Here is a 20,720-nt window from a genome sequence, read left to right on the forward strand (position 1 = left end):
ATGGAACCGACCTTAGCCATGAATACGTTAATCTTTCTGGGTGTAGCCATCATTATGGTTCCGCTGGCAAGAAAATTCGGGCTAAGCTCTGTGATCGGGTATATCATAGGAGGAATAATCATTGGCCCTTATGTATTAAGGCTTACCGGGAAGGATGTTGATGACATTATGCATGCCAGTGAGTTTGGAGTTATCATGCTTCTATTCCTGATCGGTCTGGAACTAGAGCCCAGAAAATTCTGGGAAATGAGAAAGAAAATTGTAGGTCTTGGCCTTACACAAATGCTTTTAACCATTTCTCTTCTGTTCCTCGTTTTTATCAGTGTAGGCTGGAAGCTTGACAAAGCCATTGCTATTTCCATGTGTTTTGCCCTGTCCTCCACAGCCATTGTACTGCAAACCTTACAGGAAAAAAACAACCTGAAAACAACGGCGGGAGAAGCCTCCTTTTCAACACTTCTGTTTCAGGATATTGCAGTAATCCCCATTCTGGCCATCTTACCCATTATAGCCAACTACAAGGCCAGGCATCAGGATAATGATATTCAGGTGCTGATTCAGACTCTTCCGGAATGGTTACAGGCAGGTACCGTGATTTTAGGAGTAACCATCCTGATTTTACTCGGAAGATATGTTTTTGTTCCCTTTCTGAGATATGTATCAAAATCCGGAATGACGGAATTATTAACGGCCTCTTCTCTGTTCCTTGTGATCGGTGTTTCGGAACTGATGGTCGCTATCGGGCTTTCTCCTGCGCTGGGGGCATTCCTCGCGGGGGTAATGCTTGCCAACAGTGAGTTCCGGCACGAGCTGGAAGCTCAGATCGATCCCTTTAAAGGTTTATTATTAGCTGTTTTCTTCGTCAGTGTAGGTTCTACCATAAACTTTAATATCATCCGGGAGGATCCTCTTTTTATTTTCAGCACCGTTTTTGCGGTTTTAATTGTAAAGTTCATAGTCTTATATTCAATCGGAAGATTTTTCAGGATAGATACGCCACAAAGCCTCTTTTATGCGTTTGCCCTTTCGCAGGTAGGAGAATTTGCCTTTGTACTGATCAACTATGCCTCCAGCCTATATCTCCTGGGCCCGGAACTAAACGCCCAGATGATGGCCATCACAGCAATCACCATGTGTGTTACGCCTTTTCTTCTGATTATCAATGAAAAAATCATAACTCCGAAATTTATTAAAGAAGAACCCGAAGGTGAGCATGATTTCAATATTCTGGACGGAAATATAAGCCAGAAAAAGATCATTATTGTAGGCTTCGGACACTTCGGAAGCACTGTTGGCAGGCTGTTAAAAGCAAATCAAGTCTCAGCAACCGTTCTGGACCGGGATCCTGACCGTGTAAAGCTGCTTAGAAGCTATGGCTTCAAGGTGTATTATGGTGACGCTACCAAAATTCCCATCCTAAGGGCTGCCGGAATTGAGGATGCAGAGATTCTGGTTCTTTGTCTTGATGATCCCGATGATAATAAATTCATTGCGGAACTGGTTCGTGAACATTATCCGAAAGTGAAAATTTTTGTACGGGCCAAAAACAGGCTTGATGCCTATGATTATCTTAATAACGGCATCGACAATATTTACCGGGAAACACTAGGCACAGCAGTGGACATGGCGGTTGACATCCTGCATGAAACCGGGATGAGAAAATATGCGGCAAGACGCCTGGGACAAAGATTCATGGCCATTGATAAGGAATCTGTACGGAAACTGGCCAAAATGAAAGAGGAGAATGATGATATTGTTTTATTCACCACAAAAGAAATCCTCCAGCGTGAGGAGGAATTATTGGCTTATGATAATTTGAGCTTTGATAATAAAAACTGGGAAGGCTCCTCATCTACCGAAGAAGAAGATGAGGAAGCCGGCAGTTGATTATTGGATATTTACGCTTCCCCCACTGCTTTCAGACTTATTCACGGTGGTCACGTTCCCTCTTTTATATACATTTACGCTTCCCCCGGATGATGCTTCGGCATCCACCTTCGAGGTGGCACTTATTTCAACACTGGCACCACTGGAAGCTTCTGCCTTTACATTTTCTGCAACAACATCCCTGGCCGAGATACTGCTTCCTGAAGAGGAGCTGAGATCAGCACTTTTTGCTTTACCAGAAATATCAACACTGGCTGCCGAAGATACATCAACGTCCAGCTCAACAGCCCAGACTTTCCCCCTAAAATTACTGCTGCTGTCCGCAGAAATATCAAAATCATTAGCTTCAAGATCGCCTGAAACCGTACCTGCACTTGACACCTCAATATCTGTTTTTTCCTGGGTAAATTTATCTTTTACTACAATCTTGGCTGCCGAATTGGCAATAAGCTTATGAAAATCCCTGGTATAGATCTTTGCTGAAACCCGGTTTCTATTCATTACCCTGATCCCTGGCTTATAGTGGATGTGAAGCTTTCCGGCATTGTTATCCACCAGCACTTCATTGATGATATTTTCAGGAGCAGAAATCACTACCCTTTCTGTTTCAGATTTTATAACCTCAGCGTCTATAGCCTGGGAAACTTCAATTTCGTCAAAATCGCCTTTAAATTCCCTTTCCTTGATAGGCCCGGAATCTTTACTGGTCACCTTTTCCACCCAATTTCGCTGTTCCTGATCTCTTCTGTCCTGCTTCCCATTACATGAAGCTAATAATAAAGCTGAAAAAATAAAAAGAGCTGTTGATTTCATGTTTACTGATTTTTATGATTAATTTTTATACTATAACTTAATAACAACTAAGGTATAAAAAATATTTCATCAGTCCGGAAATTTCCTATAATACCTGGCGGCAGCAGCAATCCTCGCCACGCCATCTTAAATACACTTAAAAATCAATATTTTACAGGATATTTCTGCCCCTAATGGTACAAGATTTGGACTAAAACTAGCCACACACCACAAAAAAATATTATTATGATTTCAACAAAAACTCATGCCGTCCTGGATTATCTTATGGGCGCCTTATTGATTGCCATTCCCTGGCTTTTAGGATTTGCTGATAACAGCGCTGCAACGGTACTCCCCGTTATATTGGGAGGTTCTACCCTGGTATACAGCCTTTTAACTGACTATGAGTATGCCCTGGCCCCGGTTTTTCCTTTTAAGGCCCATTTAACAATTGATTTCATGGCAGGCTTGCTGTTACTGGTATCACCATGGCTTTTTGGCTTTAGCGACAGGATCTTTTGGCCTCATGTTATTTTGGGAGCGTTTGAAATTATGGCAGTCTTGCTTACCCGCAAGACTTCTGTAACACAGCCAAAACATGTGTAATACCGAATCCGTATCATATTATTTCCTGATGAATGATATTGAAAGGCTTCCCCGATATTGTCGGGGAAGCCTTTTATTAAGGTATCCAGGTCAAATAGTTTTCATATATTTATACCTTGATAACAATTAGCTTTATGAAGAACATTTCATCAGTATTATTAATTTCTGCACTGGCATTTAATTACTCTTGTACTACAATGAAAAAAACCGATATCCAACAGGAAATTCCTGTTCCTGACGCGCTGGCATCTAATCCTTTTATAAGGAAAAGCAAACTTCAGTATGAAGCTCCCGAGTTCGATAAAATCAGGAATGAACATTTTAAACCGGCTTTTGATTTCGGCTTAAAGCAGCACGACGCCGAAATCCTGAAAATAGCCAACAATCCGGAAGCCCCTACTTTTGATAACACCATTGTGGCTTTGGAAAAAAGTGGTGAGATCCTGAAAAGAGCTATGATTGTATTTTCAAATTTGACCAGCGCAAATACCAATCCTTCTTTACAAGCCCTGGATGAGGAATATGCCCCTGTCTTTGCTGCTCATTCTGATAAGATGTATCTCAATGAAAATCTTTATAACAGAATAAAAGCCATTAAGGAAGATGACCTGGATCCTGAAAGTAAGAGGCTATTACAGTTTTACAGGCAAAATTTTGAAATCGCCGGTGCCAATCTCTCGGCATCCGACAAAGAAAAGCTGAAACAGATCAACCAGGAGCTGGCCTCACTTTCCACCCAATATTCCAATAAATTACTGGAAGCAAGGAAACAAGGCGGAATTTTCATTTCTGATGTAAAAGAACTGGACGGTCTCTCTGCTGATGAAATTGCAGCAGCAGCAACGGACGCCAAGAATGCCGGGCAGGAAGGCAAATACCTTCTGGCATTGCAAAATACCACCCAACAGCCTCTATTGCAAAATTTAAAAAACAGGGCAACCAGGGAAAAGCTTTTTAAAGCGTCATGGCTAAGAGCCGAAAAAGGTGACGGAAATGATACCCGAGAAATTATTGAAAAAATGGTGAAGCTCAGGCTGAGAAAAGCCCGGGTTTTAGGGAAGAAAAATTTTGCAGAATGGAAACTGCAGGATCAGATGGCAAAAACTCCTGAGGCAGCCATTAAGCTGATGAACCAGATTGCCACTCCTGCCGTGGAAACAGCAAGAGGTGAGGCAAAAGATATACAGGACCTGATCGACCAGCAAAATGGAGGCTTCAAACTGGAGCCATGGGACTGGAATTTTTATGCCGAACAGGTTAGAAAAGCAAAGTATGACCTGGATGAAAACCAGATCAAACCTTATTTTGAAGTTACAACAGTTTTGGAAAAAGGAGTTTTCTATGCCGCAGAAAAATTTTATGGCATCACCTTCAAGAAAAGAACCGATCTTCCTGTCTACCACCCGGATGTGGTAGCGTATGAAGTTTTTGATCATGACGGAAAATCTATCGCTATTTATTATCTTGACTTCTATACAAGAGATTCCAAAAACGGAGGGGCATGGATGAGTAATTTTGTGGAGCAGTCCTATCTATTAGGAACCAAACCTGTTATCGTTAATTGCTTCAACTATCAAAAGCCCGCACCAGGTAAACCTTCCCTTATCAGCTACGATGATGTATCTACAATGTTCCACGAATTCGGACATTCAATTCATGGCATGTTTGCCAGCCAGAAATATCCTTCTCTTTCAGGGACCAATGTTCCAAGGGATTTTGTGGAGTTTCCTTCCCAGATCAATGAGCACTGGGCTCTGGACCCCACTATTCTGAAAAATTATGCCGTTCATTATGAAACTAAGCAGCCTATACCACAGACTTTGGTGGATAAGATCAAAAAGGCGGCTACCTTCAATCAGGGATATATGACCACTGAACTGGTTTCCGCTGCTGAACTGGATATGGATTGGCATACCATTACGGACGAAAGCCAGCTGCTCCCGGTTCTGGATTTTGAAAAACAGTCTCTGACCAAACACGAATTTACCCTGGCGACAGTGCCACCAAGATATCATACTCCTTATTTTGCACATATTTGGGGTGGCGGGTATTCTTCCGGCTATTATGCATACCTATGGTCTGAAACATTGGATAATGATGCATGGGAATGGATCAAAAATAACGGAGGCTTAACCAGGGAAAATGGTGACCGCTTCAGAAAATACATCCTTTCCGTTGGAAACTCCGTAGATTTGAATCAGGCATTCAGAGATTTCACGGGACACGATCCGGATATCAAACCTTTATTGAGAAACAGAGGGTTTATTAAATAATTTTCTTAAGAAGCATTCATTAAAATTGAATGCTTCTTTTAATACAAAACAGCTAAATTAAACATCCAGCTTTTACCCTTGTAACTGTGCCTAATTCTAACTTTTTTGCAATTAAATTAAAATGATTTGTCCCTGCTGTTCAGGCAAAACCTATGAAGAATGCTGCCTGCCATATCACAAAGGTGAAAAACATGCTCCTACTGCAGAAGCACTGATGCGTTCGAGGTTTTCGGCATTTGCCATACCCAATGGAAATTATTTGATGGAAACCACTCTTCCCGGAAAACGAAAATTCCACAATAAAAAAGATTTACAGGAATGGGGAGAGATCAATCAGTGGACAAAACTGGAGATCATCAGAACCCCGGCACTGAATCAGGTTGAATTTAAGGCTTACTACATTGATCAACATGGCTGTCCGCAAATACATCATGAATTTTCAATTTTCCGGAAAATAGATGAAAGATGGTATTATGTTTCCGGAAGGTTTATAGATTAAAGTAAAAGCCACAGATGAACTATGGCTTTTTATTTTTCAATTTTTGTCTTATAACATATAAGTATAAACTTTCCACTTTAGCTCTTGCCCAGGCAGTTTTTCTCAAAAACTTTAAAGAAGAATTGATGCTGGGATTATCTGTAAAGCATTTTATTTTTATCTGTTCCCCCAGCTTTTCAAAGCCATCATAATATTCTATCAATTCTTCAAGAATGGTATCAAGCCTTTTTCCATGCAGTGGATCTTTGGATTGCTGTGACATTATTTTTTTGTAAAAGTAAGGAATATTTTAAGCTGATGGATGTTGCATGGCAGTTTAAATGGATGATTTGAAGCAATGCGGAAATCATTTATATCAAGAACTTAAGTGTATAACTTCCCGATACGCTTCACTCCGTTTCGCTACCCGAAGTGACGGGTTTCTTCCGTGATAGTATAGTTTTACGGCAGTTCGAGTGGATGGTTTGAAGCAAGCAATGCGGACAATCATTCGTATCGAGAACTGAAGTGTACAACTTCTCGATATGCTCCACTCCGTTTCGCTACTCGAAGTGACGGGTACCCTGATTTATAAAGGTCTGATAACTGGTAATACTTCCCTACCGAATAATTCAATTGATCTTGTCATAATATCATGAGCCGGATCTCCCACATCCATATGTCCGATAAATCTGGTAATTCCAAAAATATCTTTCATATATGCTATTTTATCGGCCACTTCGGCAGGACTTCCAATAAATAACGCTCCATCTTTACTTCTTCCTCCTTCGTATTGCATTTTTGTATAAGGAGCCCAGCCTCTTGAGGCACCGATCCTGTCCATTTGGGATTTATAATTGTGAAAATATCCGTCGATAACTTTCTGATCATCACTAACAAAAGTATGTGAATGAACGGCAATTTGCATTTCAGCAACGTCATGACCTGCTTTTACATATTCCTGTTTATAGAATTCAATCAAATTCCTGAACTGGATTGGCATTCCCCCGATAATAGCCACTACTAAAGGCATTCCCTGCTTTGCTGCACTTAAAACCGACTGAGGTGTTCCTCCAACTGCTCTCCAGATCGTCAGTTTTCCGTTATTTTTTGCTCTGGGGTAAACGGTCTGGTTATGCATAGGGGCCCGAAGTTGTCCTGACCAGGTAACATTTTCTTCGGAATTGATCTTTAGCAATAAATCCAATTTTTCATCAAAAAGCTGTTCATAATCATTCAAAGAATACCCGTAAAGCGGAAATGATTCAATAAAACTTCCCCTGCCCACAAATATTTCTGCTCTTCCGTCTGAAATCAGATCCAAGGTGGAAAAATCCTCGTACACTTTCACTGGTTCCGATGAGCTTAAAACTGTTACACCACTGGCCAGTTTTATATTTTTCGTAATGCTTGCAGCTGCGGCCAGCACCATTTCAGGTGATGAAACAGCGTAATCCGGGCGGTGATGTTCCCCCATTGCAAAAACATCAATTCCTACCTCATCCATCAGCTTCACCTGCTGAAGAATTTCCCTGATCTTGGTACCTGCATCTCTGTATTTTCCTGTGGCCTGGTCCAGAGCCAGATCACCGAACATGCCTATTCCTAATTCCATATTCTTAAATTTAGATAACAAAATTACAGTTATAGAAGATTAAAAGCATTGATGTTTGGTAAGATCGGTATCCAGGCAGAATAAATGAAGCCACCTTTTTGCCGCTTATCCAAACTTATCTATATTTGAGAATTATAACTTTATGAAAATGAAATATACACTGGCGTTGTTCCTGGCCCTGCTTACTAACCTTTACTCTTCACAAAACAAAACCGAGATCTACGTAATCGGAAATATACATGACAGTGTCCCGAATTATCATCCCAAAATATTGTTTGATATGCTTAGCAGAATCAAGCCTGATATTATCCTCCACGAAGTTGACAGCCAGGGAATGAAAGAATATGAAACAGATAAAAGTCTTAAGGGAAATGAAATCACTGCCAGTAATCTGTATCTTGAAAAGTTTCCGGAAACCGTAAGGCTTCCTTTTGATTTTGAAGGAAGAAACCAGTATAGAAAAGATAAAGGAATGGTTCCTACTGACAACCTGTCCGTAAAGCTGATTGACAGTTTATATAAAGCGAAACAGCTATCGTCTTCTGAATCAAAATTGTATGAAGAATTTCTGAACACGACCAAAGAATTAATGAAAACAGCCGAATTATCTCCGGAAAACTTCAACAATAAGATCACGGATAAAATTTCGGAAAAAAGACAAAATGCCCAATACAGCGGATTATTAAAAATAACAGAAACAAGAAGAGAATTTACTGACAGATTTGTCACCAAGCCTAATGGCGAGAAGATCAGCTACAGAGATGGACTTAAACTAATGTCCGGCTTTTGGGATCTCAGAAATCAAACCATGGCCCGGAATATCTACAATGCTACCCTAAAATATCCTCATAAAAGAATTGTCGTTCTGACTGGCTTTTTACACCGGTATTATTTGTTGAAAGAGCTTAATAAACTGAATAAAGGTAATTATATTCTCAAAGAGTTTTATGAGTAACTGATCATCCTCATTCAATAAAACTGAATACTGAATATAACGCTGATCTGGCAGAATGGAAGCTTGCTGGGAAATCCGCGCGCTATCAAAATAAAAGCTATCCCGATATGAGATAGCTTTATTGTAATTATTCTTATTTTTTAAGATATTGATCGAAATAATCTGTTATTTTCTGCATTAAATGCACTCTGTCTTTCCCGATCACATTATGCGGATGCCCCGGATAAACAAAATAATCCAGCTGAACACCATTATCAACTGCTGCCTTAAGGAATTTAACGGAATGCTGCCAAACTACCACATCATCCTGGGCTCCATGAATCATTAACAGCTTTCCTTTTAGATTCTGAACTTTATCCAGGAGATTGGCTGTGGCATAACCTTCAGGATTTTCCTGAGGTGTATCCATATATCTTTCACCGTACATGATTTCATACATTTTCCAATCAAGGACCGGCCCACCTGCAACGCCTACTTTAAAAACGTCTGGATGGCGAAGCATGAAACTGGTGGTCATGAATCCGCCAAAGCTCCACCCGTGAATTCCCATTCTGTCCGCATCTACATAGGGAAGTGACTTCAAATATTCCACTCCTTTCATCTGATCATTCATTTCGGTGGTCCCCGGATTCCTGAAAACAGCCTGCTCAAATTTCAATCCGCGGTTAGACGAGCCTCTTCCGTCCATAGTGAAAATTATATATCCATTCTGTGCCATATATTCATACCAAAGGTTTCCTGAGGCAGGAAAAGAATTGGTTACCAGCTGCAAATGCGGCCCGTTGTATAAATATACGATTACAGGGTATTTTTTGTTCGGGTCAAAATTGATCGGGAGAATGATTTTTCCATACAGAGGAGTTCCGTCATCGGCTTTTAATTCCACGTTTTTAATTTCAGGCCGCTGATAATTTTTCAATGTATTTTCAGCCGTAAGTATGTTACTGGATTTTAAGGTGCCGGTATTAATGATATTAACTATTCTCGGCGTATTGGCATTGCTGTAGGCATCATATAAATAATTCCCGTCACTGCTTAAGATTCCTGTATGCATGCCTTCCGCATTATCCAGCCGCTGCATTTTGAAGTTTGTCCAGTTTATTTTATATAAATGTCTTTCTAAAGGGGTATCTCTTGTAGAAACAAAATAAATTTCTTTCTTCTTATCATTAAATCCCAAAATATCAGTAACCAGCCAGTCTCCTTTTGTAATTTGAGCCACCAATCCTTTTTCCAGGCTGTAGTGGAACAGGTGATTGTATCCTGTTCTCTGACTTTGCCATATAAAATCTGTATTAGAGTTCGGGAAGAAGATAAGTGGATGCTGAGGTTCCACATATTTGGAATCAGTCTCCTCGAATAAGGTTTTTACAAAATTACCGGTGGAGGCATCATATTGGTTCATTTTTAAATGATTTTGTGCCCTGTTCAATACTCCCACAAAAATATATCTGGAATCCGGGCTCCAGGTAACTGCCGTTAAATACTGGTCTTTTTCGCCTTCCGTCTTCAGGAAAACCGTAGACTGATTTTTAAGGTTATATACTCCCAAGGTAACCTGATGGGAAGTCTGCCCTGCCATTGGATATTTGATATTGTGATTTACAGCAGGCGTTACAGACCAATCAATGACAGGATAATCGGCTACCATAGTCTGATCCATCCTGTAGAAGGCCACACTTTCAGAATTCGGAGCCGGGAAAATTCCGGTATCAATCCCGAACTCATTCCGGTGAACGGCCTGTCCGCTGATAATATTCTCATTTTCATCATTGGTTACGGCAACAGCTTTTCCATTTCTGCTTACATATAAATTATTTTTTACCGTGTAAGCCAAAGTCTGGTTATCATTAAATACTTTTAAGTTAGAAGCATTTTCATCGAGTGCTGCTGAACTTTTTACCTTCCAGTCGTTCCCGGATTTTTCAATCCAAAACATCTGTCCATCTGCATTAAAATAAGCCTGAGTATCGGAAATGAATTTAATTTGTGGAATCATTCGCAGTTTCTTGTCGGAAAAATGCCTGTTCAGCTGGGTCAAAGAAACCAGGGTATCCTGTTTATTTGTTTTCAGGTCGGTAATTAAATAACCTTTGTTAACAGCCTGAATATAGGATTTACCATCTGCTGACCATGAAAACTGGGAAATGTTTTTTACTGCAAGATTGGTTCTTAAGCCATTAACCGCTTCCGCCATTGTAAACTTTTGAGTCTGTGCAAAAACCGAGCTGCTCAAAACAGCCATCAATAAAGAATATCTGTATAATTTCATTGTATAAAATAAATTCCATCAAAAATAAGAAATAAAAAGCAACCGTTAAGAAATGTTAAAACAAAACATTGGTAAAATAATACTCAAAAAAATCCTTAACTTAATGTCAGTTTTTACAGGATGGCGATCATTCAATTCTATTTTTAGAATCAGAAAGGACATTTCATTTCTTATCCTAAATCAATGAATTGTACTTATACCTTATCATAAATTTGTCACATCAATAACAAATAAAAAATATTACAATGGCAACAAAATGGAATCTAGACCCAACGCATAGTGAAATCACCTTCAAAGTAAAACATATGATGATTTCTAACGTAAAGGGAAGCTTCAGAAACTTCACTGCAGAAATTGAAGCAGATGATGACACCTTTAAAAATGCTAAAACTACGGCAACAATCCATACTGATTCTGTATTCACCAATAATGCAGACAGGGATAATCATTTAAAATCTCCGGAATTTTTCAATGCTGAGGAACATCCGACTATTACTTTCGAATCTCAGGCCCTGAATGACCAGGTGACCGGAAACCTTACCATCAATGGTATTACAAAGCCTGTTACCTTAAATGTGAATTTCGGTGGGATCAATGTAGATCCATGGGGAAATACAAAAGCCGGGTTTTCTTTTGACGGAAAAATCAACAGGAAAGATTTTGGACTGAACTGGAATGCGGCTCTTGAAGCAGGAGGTGTAATGGTAAGCGACGAGGTAAAAATTGAAGGAGAATTAGAGTTTACAAAACAAGCATAATTTTTTAACATATCTGTAAAAGGTTCAGGGATTTTCTAAAACCTTGGACCTTTTATCTTTTTATATTATGAACCTCAACGATCTGCAAAACATAAGCGGAAATTTTAAAAGTACGCAAAAGATGCCGGTACTTTTCCTCGGGCATGGCTCTCCCATGAATGCCATTGAGGAAAACCAGTTTGTACAGGGCTTCCGAAAAGCAGCCCGGGAAATCCCAAAACCCAATGCCATTTTATGCATTTCAGCACATTGGTATACCCAGGGAACGTTTGTAACGGCTATGGATATGCCCAAAACCATTCATGATTTCTATGGGTTTCCGAGAGCTTTGTTTGAGGTACAATACCCGGCTCCGGGAGATCCCGGCCTGGCCAGGGAGACTGTTGAAATTTTAGCTCCGGTAATCGTTGAAGAAGATCATAACTGGGGATTGGATCATGGTGCCTGGTCCGTAATCAGACATATGTACCCTGATGCGGATATTCCTGTCATTCAGCTGAGCATTGATTATACAAAGCCACCCCAGTACCACTTTGATCTTGCCCAAAAACTGGATAAACTGCGGGAGAAAGGCATTCTGATCATCGGAAGCGGCAATATCATCCATAATTTAAGGTTGATCGACTGGAAAAATATCAATACGGTAGGTGCCGGATGGGATTGGGCTGTTGAAGCCCGGGAAAAAACCAACAACTGGCTGCTGGAGGGGAATTTCCAGAATATTATTGACTACCGGAAACAGGGAAGCTTTTTACAATATGCGGTCCCTACCCCTGATCATTTCTTACCGCTTATCTATACTCTGGGATTAAAGGGTAAGTCCGAAAGCCTGAGTTTGTTTAATGATGAACTAATCGGAGGGTCTCTGAGCATGACAAGCGTAAGGATCGGATAAAAAATCACTCTAATCATTTTTTCATCAAAAAATAGTAATATTGTGCCCGTCATGAGAACAGTATTACTATTTATTTTTCTTCCGTTTTATTTCTCATTTGCCCAAACCATAAAAGGGACAGTGGTAAATGATGCCGATCACAGAATACCCAATGTCAACATTTATATAGATGGAACTAAAATAGGCACCACCTCAAAGGAGGATGGCAGTTTCATCATAGAATTGCCTTCAAGGAATAAAGGAAGCCTGGTTTTCCAAAAAGAAGATTATGAAACCTTTACCACTGATATTTCAAAGGTTTACGGCAAAACCCTGAAAGTGGTACTCATTAAAACTGCCGAAATAGAAGAAGTACAGCTGATACCCTATACGGAAGAAGCTTATAAAAACCATATTTATACCTTTCTTAGCAACTTTATCGGCAGTGATAAAGAAAATGTAAAGATCAAAAATCAAAGAACCCTGAAATTCGCGTATGATAAAAAAAATAATTTTTTAAGTGTAAAAGCCCCTAAAACCTTAATTATTGAAAATAAAAAACTGGGGTACGAAATAGAATATAATCTTATAAATTTTTCATTGGATTACAATACCAATATGGTAAACTTTACCGGAACCAGTTTCTTTAGAGAAACTAAAAATACAGATAAAACAAGATTGAACCGAATGAATGCCTATGAAGGCAGCTTGTTGCACTTTTTCAGAAGCGCATATCACAATAAAGTCCATGACGCGGGATTTGTTGTCAATAAGGTCATTAAAGTTCCCAATCCAAAATATCCTACGGAGAGTGAGCTGAAGCTTCTCCGGGAGTTCCTGAGTACATTTAAACCTTCCGGAAACTTTAAAATCCCTGATAACATCAGTGATATTTCCCAAAGAAAGAATAAGGAAAAACCTTATGGAATGGCAATTGTTAAAATGAACATTCCTGAATCTGATTATATTAAAAAATCCGACGGAAGAATATTTCTTGAATTTCCGGACGTATTGCAGGTAAAATTTCTTAAGTACAACTACGAGATCCAGAATAAGGAATTTATAAAAACAAAGACTCCTGTAGGTCAACAGTCTTATTTGTATATCGAAGGCCAATCCTTTGAGATCTATGATAGCGGAAATACTTCAGATCCTGACTTGCTGATCAATCAGGGAGATTTCTCAACAAACAGGATCGAAAACATGCTTCCTCTGGATTATCAGTTAGGTGATTAAAGTTTATTGCACAGCCTGTAAGACATTGGTAGGTCCGCATCCTGATGAGCGCCGGATTGGCTGTGTTTATATCTGCTTTTCAAAACAAATACTATTTTCTATCCCTTCATATTGCCCGTAATTGGGGATTACCTCATAACCGTTTTTCTGATAAAGAGCTATGGCTTCAGGCTGATTTTTACCTGTTTCCAGAATACATTTTCCATATCCTGATTCCCTGGCCCAGGATTCAAGCTCGTACAATATCCTGGAAGCCAGCCCATTTTTTCTGTATTCAGGATGGGTATACATCCTTTTGATTTCTACACTGTCATCTGAAAAAGGTTTGAAAGCCCCGCATGCAATGGCCTTATCATTCAGATAAACCACGATACAGTTTTTCAGCGAATCAATCGTATTAAACTGATGGTAAAAAGCATGTTCATCTCCGTCGCGAACGGCTAGATCTGCATCCAGAAGCCTCACCAGACTCTGAAAGTCTTTGTCTGAAGAATCTATTCTTTTGATTATCATCTCATTATTTTTTAAAATTATAAAAGCTTCCAAAAAGGGAAGCTTTTTATTTACATATCGAATGACGGTTTATAGCAGTTCTTCTCGTCAATCAATACTTTTGCTGTCAGACTTCCACAATAAATTTCCTTTCATTGATCAGTTCCGCTATTGCCAGCATATCATTCCCTATCAGCCTGTCATCTTCCAGCTTAGCTACTTTAGACCTGAGAACAGCCAGATTCTCTTCAATGATCTTTGAACATTTGGCCGGTCTTCTGAATTCCAGCCCCTGGGCCGCAAACATCAGTTCAACAGCAAGGATATTCACTAAATTACCGAGAACCTGATTAAATTTTCTACCTGAAATACTTCCCATTGAAACATGGTCCTCCTGTCCCAAACTTGTAGGAATAGAATCTGCTGAGGCCGGGAAGCACAATGTCTTGTTTTCTGTAACCAGGGCTGCGGCGGTATATTGTGGGATCATGAATCCTGAGTTTAATCCTGAGCTTTCCGTTAATAGTCTCGGAAGTCCATATTTCCCTTCCAGCAGCAAGTAACTTCTCCTGTCTGAAATATTCCCCAGCTCTGCCGCTGCCAGTGTTGCATAATCTAAAGGTAATGCCATCAATTGCCCGTGAAAATTACCTCCTGAAATAGATTCTTCCGCACTTAGCACGATTGGGTTGTCTGTTACGGAGTTCAGCTCGGTTTCAGCCATGCTTTTAAGATGTTCAAAAGCATTTCTGCTGGCTCCGTGTACCTGAGGAACACACCTCATGGAATAAGGGTCCTGTACTCTTTCACAATCTTCATGAGCTTTCAAATTTTCAGAGTTTTTAAGGAATTTCAGCATTCTTGCCGCTACTTTCTTACTTCCTTCGAAAGGTCTGATCTCATGCAGCTCTTTTTTAAACGGACTGGCAGAACCTCTGTAAGCCTCAAGACTCATGGCAGCAGCCATATCGGCAAGATCCAGCAAATATTCGAATTTTCCTAATCCTTTAATAGCATGTGCCAGGATAAATTGTGTCCCATTAATTAATCCCAATCCTTCCTTCGGGCCCAAAATGAGCGGTTTAAGCTGGTGCTTCTCAAGTATCTCTGCTGTTTCCCGTATCTGGTCTCCTTCCCATACTTTTCCCAACCCTAAAAGTGGTAAAACCAGATGCGCCAGCGGGGCAAGGTCTCCTGAGGCCCCTACTGACCCCTGCTCCGGAACTACAGGGATAATATCTTTTTCAAGCATAAGGATCATGCGCTCTATGACTTCAAGAGAAACCCCTGAAAATCCTTTGGATAAGGCATGAATCTTAGAGATCATCATAATTTTTGAAAGCTCCTTATCTATAGGGTTTCCTACGCCTACAGCATGCGAAATAATAAGGTTATATTGTAGCTTTGCCGTTTCATCAGCAGAAATCTTAGTATCGCAAAGTGGCCCGAACCCTGTGTTGATCCCATATACACATCGGTCTGACTCTACTATTTTCTGTACATTTTTCTGAGATTTTACTATCTGTTCTTTTGCCACCTTGTTAAGCTTGGCTTTTTTAGGATTTTTGCAGATGTCCAATACATCATGGAAACTGAAAATATCTACACCGTATATCATTCTGAAAATTTTGCTTAAATTTAAGCAATTACCCATAATTGAAAAAACTAAATTTCAGCCCTCATATTTTACAGGATCAACTCTTATCTCCACAGCTTTTATCACCGGTATCCGAAGCTGTGTGATCCGGATTATTTATCCGGTAACCGGCACACCTGATTTATTTGTATTTCAGAATTACACCGCACTTTTTTTATGCCTTTAAATTCCGTAATTTTGTTATATGAATCCTTCTTTAGAATTACAGCTGAAAACTTTACCTTCTGAGCCCGGTGTTTATCGTTATTATGATAAAAACGATCAGCTTTTGTATGTGGGAAAGGCAAAAAACCTGAAAAAAAGGGTTCTCTCCTATTTTAATAAAAATCTCTCGGGATACAGGATCAAGATCATGGTCGGAAAAATCCAGCGGCTGGAGACCACCATAGTCAACAGCGAGTATGATGCTCTTTTGCTGGAAAATAATCTGATCAAAGAACATCAGCCTTTTTATAATGTAATGCTGAAGGATGACAAAACTTATCCCTGGATATGTATTAAAAATGAAGATTTTCCAAGAATTTTCCTGACAAGAACGGTAATAAAAGACGGTTCGGAATATTATGGCCCCTATGCAAAAGTGCGTCCCGCAAAAATCCTGCTGGATACGATTAAGCATATTTATAAATTAAGGACCTGTAATCTCAATCTTTCACCCGGCAAGATTGACAAAGGAAAATATAAGGTATGCCTTGAATATCACATCAAAAACTGTGAAGGACCTTGTGAAGGGCTGGAAAGCAAAGAAGATTATGATGAAAAGATCGATGCCATCCGCGGAATTATAAAGGGTGACTTCCGGAAGGCAAAGGATTATCTGGTCAATCAGATGATGAAGCATGCCGCCAGCCTTCAGTTTGAGCATGCCCAGCTTATTAAAGAAAGATTGGACGTCCTGGAAGATTACCAGGCTAAAAACACGGTGGTAAATCCAAATATTGATGATGTGGATGTTTTCGGGATGAACAGTGATGAAACTGCCGCTTATGTGAACTTCTTTAAAATAAGAAACGGAAATATTATCCAGAGTTTTACTACGGAGATCAAAAAGATCCTTGAAGAAACAGACGAGGAGATCATGGAGCAGGCCCTTATTGAAATCCGTCAAAAGTTCGGCTCTGACTCAAAGGAAATCCTGCTTCCCTTCCATCTGTCTGTGGAAATTCCGAATGTAAAACTTATTGTCCCTAAAGTAGGGGATAAAAAGCGGATCGTTGAGCTTTCGGAAAAAAATGCGAAAGAATACCGTCTGGAAAAATTAAAGCAGGTGCAAATCGTTGACCCGGAACGTCATACCAACCGGATTATGGCTGAAATGCAAAAACTGTTGAGAATGCCTGTGGAACCAAGACATATTGAAGGCTTTGACAACTCCAATATCCAGGGGACAAATCCGGTATCCGCATGTGTGGTTTTCAAAGACGGGAAGCCGAGCAAGGCCGATTACCGGATCTTTCATCCGAAAACCGTTGAGGGGCCAAACGATTTTGCGACGATGGAGGAGGTCATCTATCGCAGATACAAGAGGATGTTAGATGAGGGAGAAAGCCTTCCGCAGCTGATCCTGATTGATGGCGGAAAGGGGCAGTTGTCTTCTGCTGTAAAAAGCTTACGGTTATTGGGACTGTATGGTAAAATTACCGTCGTAGGAATCGCCAAAAGACTGGAGGAAATCTTCTTCCCTGAGGATCCGATCCCTTTATATCTCGATAAAAAATCTGAAACGTTAAAAATCCTGCAGAGGGTAAGAGATGAGGCCCACCGTTTCGGTGTGAAACATCACAGGACAAGAAGGAAGAACTCAACCATAAAATCCGAATTGGAAGACATTCCGGGAGTTGGTGATAAAACCATCGAACTCCTGCTATCTAAATTAAAGTCCGTAAAACGTATAAAGGAAGCCAGCCTGGAAACCCTGGAAGAAATACTGGGAAAAAGCAGAGCTAAGGTAGTTTATGATTTTTTCAACCATTAATTAAAATAAATATATAAGTATTATTTAGTATAAAATCGATCATATATTTTTCATTAAATTATTATTTTATCAAAATAATTTCATAGTTTATTTTTTTTTCATAATTTGGTATTAAAATCCAATACTAAAAATCATGAAATCAAACTACTTTTTTGCAAAATTTTTTGCGTTACTACTAACTTCCGCATTCATCAATGTTCTTTATTCCCAAACGTATTGTACTCCTACATACTCCAATGGATGCTCTTCCTGGAGGATTACTCAGGTGACGATCCCTTCGGCCAGCTTCGACAATACGTTCGCTTCCGGAACCTGCACCAGCGGAAGAGACAGAACTTCTGTAATTGTCAACCTCAATACAGGAGCGAGCTATGACATCAATGTTACTACAATGGGATGGATAGCTTGTGGAATGGCGATAGACTTTAATAAAGACGGGGATTTTGACGATGCAGGTGAAGCATTATTCCTGCCTGCCTATATAGCTAATGCGACCCAGACGTATAGCGGAACATTTACGATCCCTTCTTCTGTTACCACAGGGAATTATAGAATGAGAATCTGGAACCGCCTTGCCAACTCCGGAGACGGTGTACCGGCACAATCTGCATGTGGCGCATATGCTTACGGAACATGGACGGATTATACTGCAAGCATCACACAAGTACTGGGCACGGCAGAAGCTCCTTTATCAACCGCTAAAGTTTATCCTAACCCGGTTTCTGACGTATTGAACATAGAAGACACCAGAACAATAAAATCTATAGAAATATATGATCTTAACGGAAAATTACTGAAGACCGAATCTGTAAAAAGCAATAAAAATATTTCCATCAGATTATCAGATCTGGTACCGGGAACTTACACCGCAAAAATATCAAGTGATAAGGGAAATCAGGTTATTAAATTCATCAAGAAATAGATACTAAAGAGGCTGCCTAAGTTCAGGCAGCCTCATTTCTTTATATTTCTCCGTTATGCTAAACCTTCCGGATATCATCCTATTGGGGAGAGAAAGTCTCTTTAGAGTATTTCCCGGCGGATTGAGGAATTTCAATAATAATATTCCCGTTTTCAAAATATCCGATCGTAGAGTCTCCGTTCTGTAATTTAACCCTGAAGACATCCTTTTTGGTTGTAGCACTGAATGTAGCGTAAGGTACCGAGCTGTTTGAATCTGCGAGGATAAATTTTTCACTATCAATTTGTATTTTTTGGAAAGTAGCTTTTCCATTGCTGTATTTATTAGCAGCATGTTCAGATACAGCGGAGGTTGCGTTCTCCGAAGCCACATTTGTATTGACAGGAACCGCAGACTGTACAGGAACATCAGATGTAGGATTCGATACGTTTACTACTGCCAGAGCCTGATGCAGAGCATCCGGGAAACCTTCTTCATATTCTTTGATTATTGAGGTTCCTTTTGATTGCAGTATCATTTTATTATTGCAGTCCTTAAATTGTAAAATAACCTTATTTCTTAAAAGGCTTTTATCATTCAAAACATCTGCATTCAGCACCCTGCACGGGTTTTCAATAGCTTCTGCGGGCCATTGATCCCTGTTTCCTGAAAGCACTGTATATTTTTTCCCTTTCAGGGCTTTGGCCAATACTTGCTCCAGTCCAAAACTATCCTTAAAGGTCTGAAACTTTTCAGGAATGAAAACATATTTAAAATCAGATACTTTCTGCCCGAAAGCAAATAAAGAGCAAATAGTGAATATAAGTAATGGTATTTTTTTCATACGCTTTAATTTTAATCATTTCTAAACTCTCCCATGTCTAACTTAAGCGAGAAGAAATTAGAATAGAAGTTAGATCCGCCGATCCCTGAATTGGTAATCGCATAATCAAGAGTAAGCCCTCGGTACCTTATGCCGATACCGGCGCTGGGCTGGAAGGAAACTTTTCTTTTCAAATCTTCAATATCGGTAATCGACTGAAACCTGTTAACTCCCAATCTCACAAAAATCATTTTCTGATAACCTAATTCCGCCCCTGCGTATGGAGTGATACTTGCAAAATCGGTTGAAATAAGAGCAGCGGTTTTAGCAAAATCCACATTTAATCCAGCTTCAGGAAGTATATAAACACTGGTATTGATATCAAACTTCTTACTGGCACCCATATTCAGTTTGGGCATGGTAAGCTCCATTTTATCCTTTGGGGCCGGGTTAAACTCTTCTCCGTTTACTACGGTGGAAAGCTCATCCTGATTAATGCTCCAGAAGTTCACTGTTGTAGTGGCGTCACGAAGCATTCCTCCGAATTTCCAGCCATTATCCGCCTTATAAATGGCTCCCACGTCAAAACCAAAACCATATCCGCTCGCAAATTTCCCTACATTTCTATAAACGATTTTAGCATTTATCCCCACATCCAGTTTAGGGTTTCCGGCAGGATTAAAAGCATAAGAAAGTATGGCCGCATAATCCGATTGGGAGAATTTAGTGATCTTGTCATAATCAATATTTCCCTCCGCATCGATCATTTGGGTTGTATTCAGAATATTATCCACCCCCAATCTTACGATCGAAACCCCGAAAACACCTGTTTCCAGTACTTTAGCATAGGCCAGGTAATCATATTTGGCTATCGATTCAAAATATTCGGCGTGCATGGCCGCTCCCTGCCAATCCCTTTCTATGGACATTAAGCCGGCAGGATTCCACATTGGAGAATATACATCATCCTGGTTCGATATTACCGCACCTCCCATGGCCAGCCCTCTGGCTCCAGCACCAATATTTAAGAATTCATTGGAGTATTTTCTTATGATCTGAGACTGAGACATCCCGAATAACAGGGAAAATACTAATAAAAGATATTTTTTCATCATATAGATTGATG

General features: G+C 39.9%; 18 protein-coding genes. 10 read left to right on the forward strand and 8 right to left on the reverse strand.

Translation table 11 applies throughout. The features are described from left to right. Nucleotides 1-1,887 carry a monovalent cation:proton antiporter-2 (CPA2) family protein gene (locus ABMQ40_RS09525; RefSeq protein ID WP_370898941.1) on the forward strand — a complete coding sequence of 629 codons (1,887 nt, stop codon included), beginning with the start codon at nt 1-3 and terminating at the stop codon, nt 1,885-1,887. On the opposite strand, the gene ABMQ40_RS09530 is transcribed toward ABMQ40_RS09525, so the two are convergent. After that, entirely contained in the window at nt 1,888-2,700 is an 813-nt protein-coding gene (locus tag ABMQ40_RS09530) for a head GIN domain-containing protein (RefSeq protein ID WP_370898943.1), read from the reverse strand. A 225-nt stretch (nt 2,701-2,925) separates the two neighbouring features. Between ABMQ40_RS09530 and ABMQ40_RS09535 the strand changes: the two genes are divergently transcribed. The 3 genes from ABMQ40_RS09535 (at nt 2,926) to ABMQ40_RS09545 (ending at nt 6,057) form a co-directional block, all read left to right on the forward strand. Further along, nucleotides 2,926-3,285, forward strand: a complete 360-nt coding sequence (locus ABMQ40_RS09535; protein ID WP_370898945.1) for an SPW repeat domain-containing protein — start codon at nt 2,926-2,928, stop codon at nt 3,283-3,285. A gap of 134 nt (nt 3,286-3,419) precedes the next feature. Beyond that, on the forward strand, nt 3,420-5,558 hold the full coding sequence (locus ABMQ40_RS09540; protein WP_370898947.1) for a M3 family metallopeptidase: 2,139 nt from the start codon (nt 3,420-3,422) through the stop codon (nt 5,556-5,558). Between the two features lie 121 nt (nt 5,559-5,679). Beyond that, nucleotides 5,680-6,057, forward strand: coding sequence for a YchJ family protein (locus ABMQ40_RS09545; protein WP_370898949.1), 378 nt, complete (start codon nt 5,680-5,682; stop codon nt 6,055-6,057). A gap of 19 nt (nt 6,058-6,076) precedes the next feature. On the opposite strand, the gene ABMQ40_RS09550 is transcribed toward ABMQ40_RS09545, so the two are convergent. Both ABMQ40_RS09550 and ABMQ40_RS09555 read right to left on the reverse strand, forming a co-directional pair. Then, nucleotides 6,077-6,319: a VF530 family protein gene (locus tag ABMQ40_RS09550; RefSeq protein WP_370898951.1), complete on the reverse strand. Its 243-nt coding sequence runs from the start codon at nt 6,317-6,319 to the stop codon at nt 6,077-6,079. Nucleotides 6,320-6,625: 306 nt separating this feature from the next. Then, nucleotides 6,626-7,651, reverse strand: coding sequence for an LLM class flavin-dependent oxidoreductase (locus ABMQ40_RS09555; protein WP_370898953.1), 1,026 nt, complete (start codon nt 7,649-7,651; stop codon nt 6,626-6,628). Nucleotides 7,652-7,799: 148 nt separating this feature from the next. On the opposite strand from ABMQ40_RS09555, the gene ABMQ40_RS09560 reads away from it, so the two are divergent. Next, complete coding sequence (locus tag ABMQ40_RS09560) at nt 7,800-8,606, forward strand: hypothetical protein (protein ID WP_370898955.1); 807 nt, start codon at nt 7,800-7,802, stop codon at nt 8,604-8,606. A gap of 133 nt (nt 8,607-8,739) precedes the next feature. Here ABMQ40_RS09560 and ABMQ40_RS09565 read toward each other — a convergent pair whose 3' ends face one another. Then, the gene (locus ABMQ40_RS09565; protein WP_370898957.1) at nt 8,740-10,878 is read right to left on the reverse strand and encodes a S9 family peptidase; all 2,139 of its coding nucleotides are present in this window, start codon (nt 10,876-10,878) and stop codon (nt 8,740-8,742) included. Nucleotides 10,879-11,123: 245 nt separating this feature from the next. On the opposite strand from ABMQ40_RS09565, the gene ABMQ40_RS09570 reads away from it, so the two are divergent. The 3 genes from ABMQ40_RS09570 to ABMQ40_RS09580 all read left to right on the forward strand — a co-directional run bounded on the left by ABMQ40_RS09570 (nt 11,124) and on the right by ABMQ40_RS09580 (nt 13,746). Next, nucleotides 11,124-11,636, forward strand: a complete 513-nt coding sequence (locus tag ABMQ40_RS09570; protein ID WP_370898959.1) for a YceI family protein — start codon at nt 11,124-11,126, stop codon at nt 11,634-11,636. Nucleotides 11,637-11,703: 67 nt separating this feature from the next. Continuing rightward, nucleotides 11,704-12,531, forward strand: a complete 828-nt coding sequence (gene ygiD, locus ABMQ40_RS09575) for a 4,5-DOPA-extradiol-dioxygenase (protein WP_370898961.1) — start codon at nt 11,704-11,706, stop codon at nt 12,529-12,531. A gap of 51 nt (nt 12,532-12,582) precedes the next feature. Then, complete coding sequence (locus tag ABMQ40_RS09580) at nt 12,583-13,746, forward strand: carboxypeptidase-like regulatory domain-containing protein (protein WP_370898963.1); 1,164 nt, start codon at nt 12,583-12,585, stop codon at nt 13,744-13,746. Nucleotides 13,747-13,812: 66 nt separating this feature from the next. Here ABMQ40_RS09580 and ABMQ40_RS09585 read toward each other — a convergent pair whose 3' ends face one another. Both ABMQ40_RS09585 and hutH read right to left on the reverse strand, forming a co-directional pair. Next, complete coding sequence (locus ABMQ40_RS09585; RefSeq protein ID WP_370898965.1) at nt 13,813-14,259, reverse strand: GNAT family N-acetyltransferase; 447 nt, start codon at nt 14,257-14,259, stop codon at nt 13,813-13,815. Nucleotides 14,260-14,365: 106 nt separating this feature from the next. Continuing rightward, nucleotides 14,366-15,856, reverse strand: a complete 1,491-nt coding sequence (gene hutH, locus ABMQ40_RS09590) for a histidine ammonia-lyase (protein ID WP_370898967.1) — start codon at nt 15,854-15,856, stop codon at nt 14,366-14,368. Nucleotides 15,857-16,079: 223 nt separating this feature from the next. On the opposite strand from hutH, the gene uvrC reads away from it, so the two are divergent. Continuing rightward, nucleotides 16,080-17,870, forward strand: a complete 1,791-nt coding sequence (gene uvrC, locus ABMQ40_RS09595) for an excinuclease ABC subunit UvrC (RefSeq protein WP_370898969.1) — start codon at nt 16,080-16,082, stop codon at nt 17,868-17,870. A gap of 133 nt (nt 17,871-18,003) precedes the next feature. Continuing rightward, entirely contained in the window at nt 18,004-18,792 is a 789-nt protein-coding gene (locus ABMQ40_RS09600; RefSeq protein ID WP_370898971.1) for a T9SS type A sorting domain-containing protein, read from the forward strand. Nucleotides 18,793-18,871: 79 nt separating this feature from the next. On the opposite strand, the gene ABMQ40_RS09605 is transcribed toward ABMQ40_RS09600, so the two are convergent. Together ABMQ40_RS09605 and ABMQ40_RS09610 are read right to left on the reverse strand one after the other, a co-directional pair. Beyond that, complete coding sequence (locus ABMQ40_RS09605) at nt 18,872-19,615, reverse strand: hypothetical protein (protein ID WP_370898973.1); 744 nt, start codon at nt 19,613-19,615, stop codon at nt 18,872-18,874. An 11-nt stretch (nt 19,616-19,626) separates the two neighbouring features. Further along, nucleotides 19,627-20,706, reverse strand: a complete 1,080-nt coding sequence (locus ABMQ40_RS09610; protein ID WP_503128620.1) for a putative type IX sorting system protein PorV2 — start codon at nt 20,704-20,706, stop codon at nt 19,627-19,629. Nucleotides 20,707-20,720 lie beyond the last annotated feature (14 nt).

The organism is Chryseobacterium gossypii (genome assembly GCF_041361455.1).
Taxonomy (GTDB): domain Bacteria; phylum Bacteroidota; class Bacteroidia; order Flavobacteriales; family Weeksellaceae; genus Chryseobacterium; species Chryseobacterium gossypii.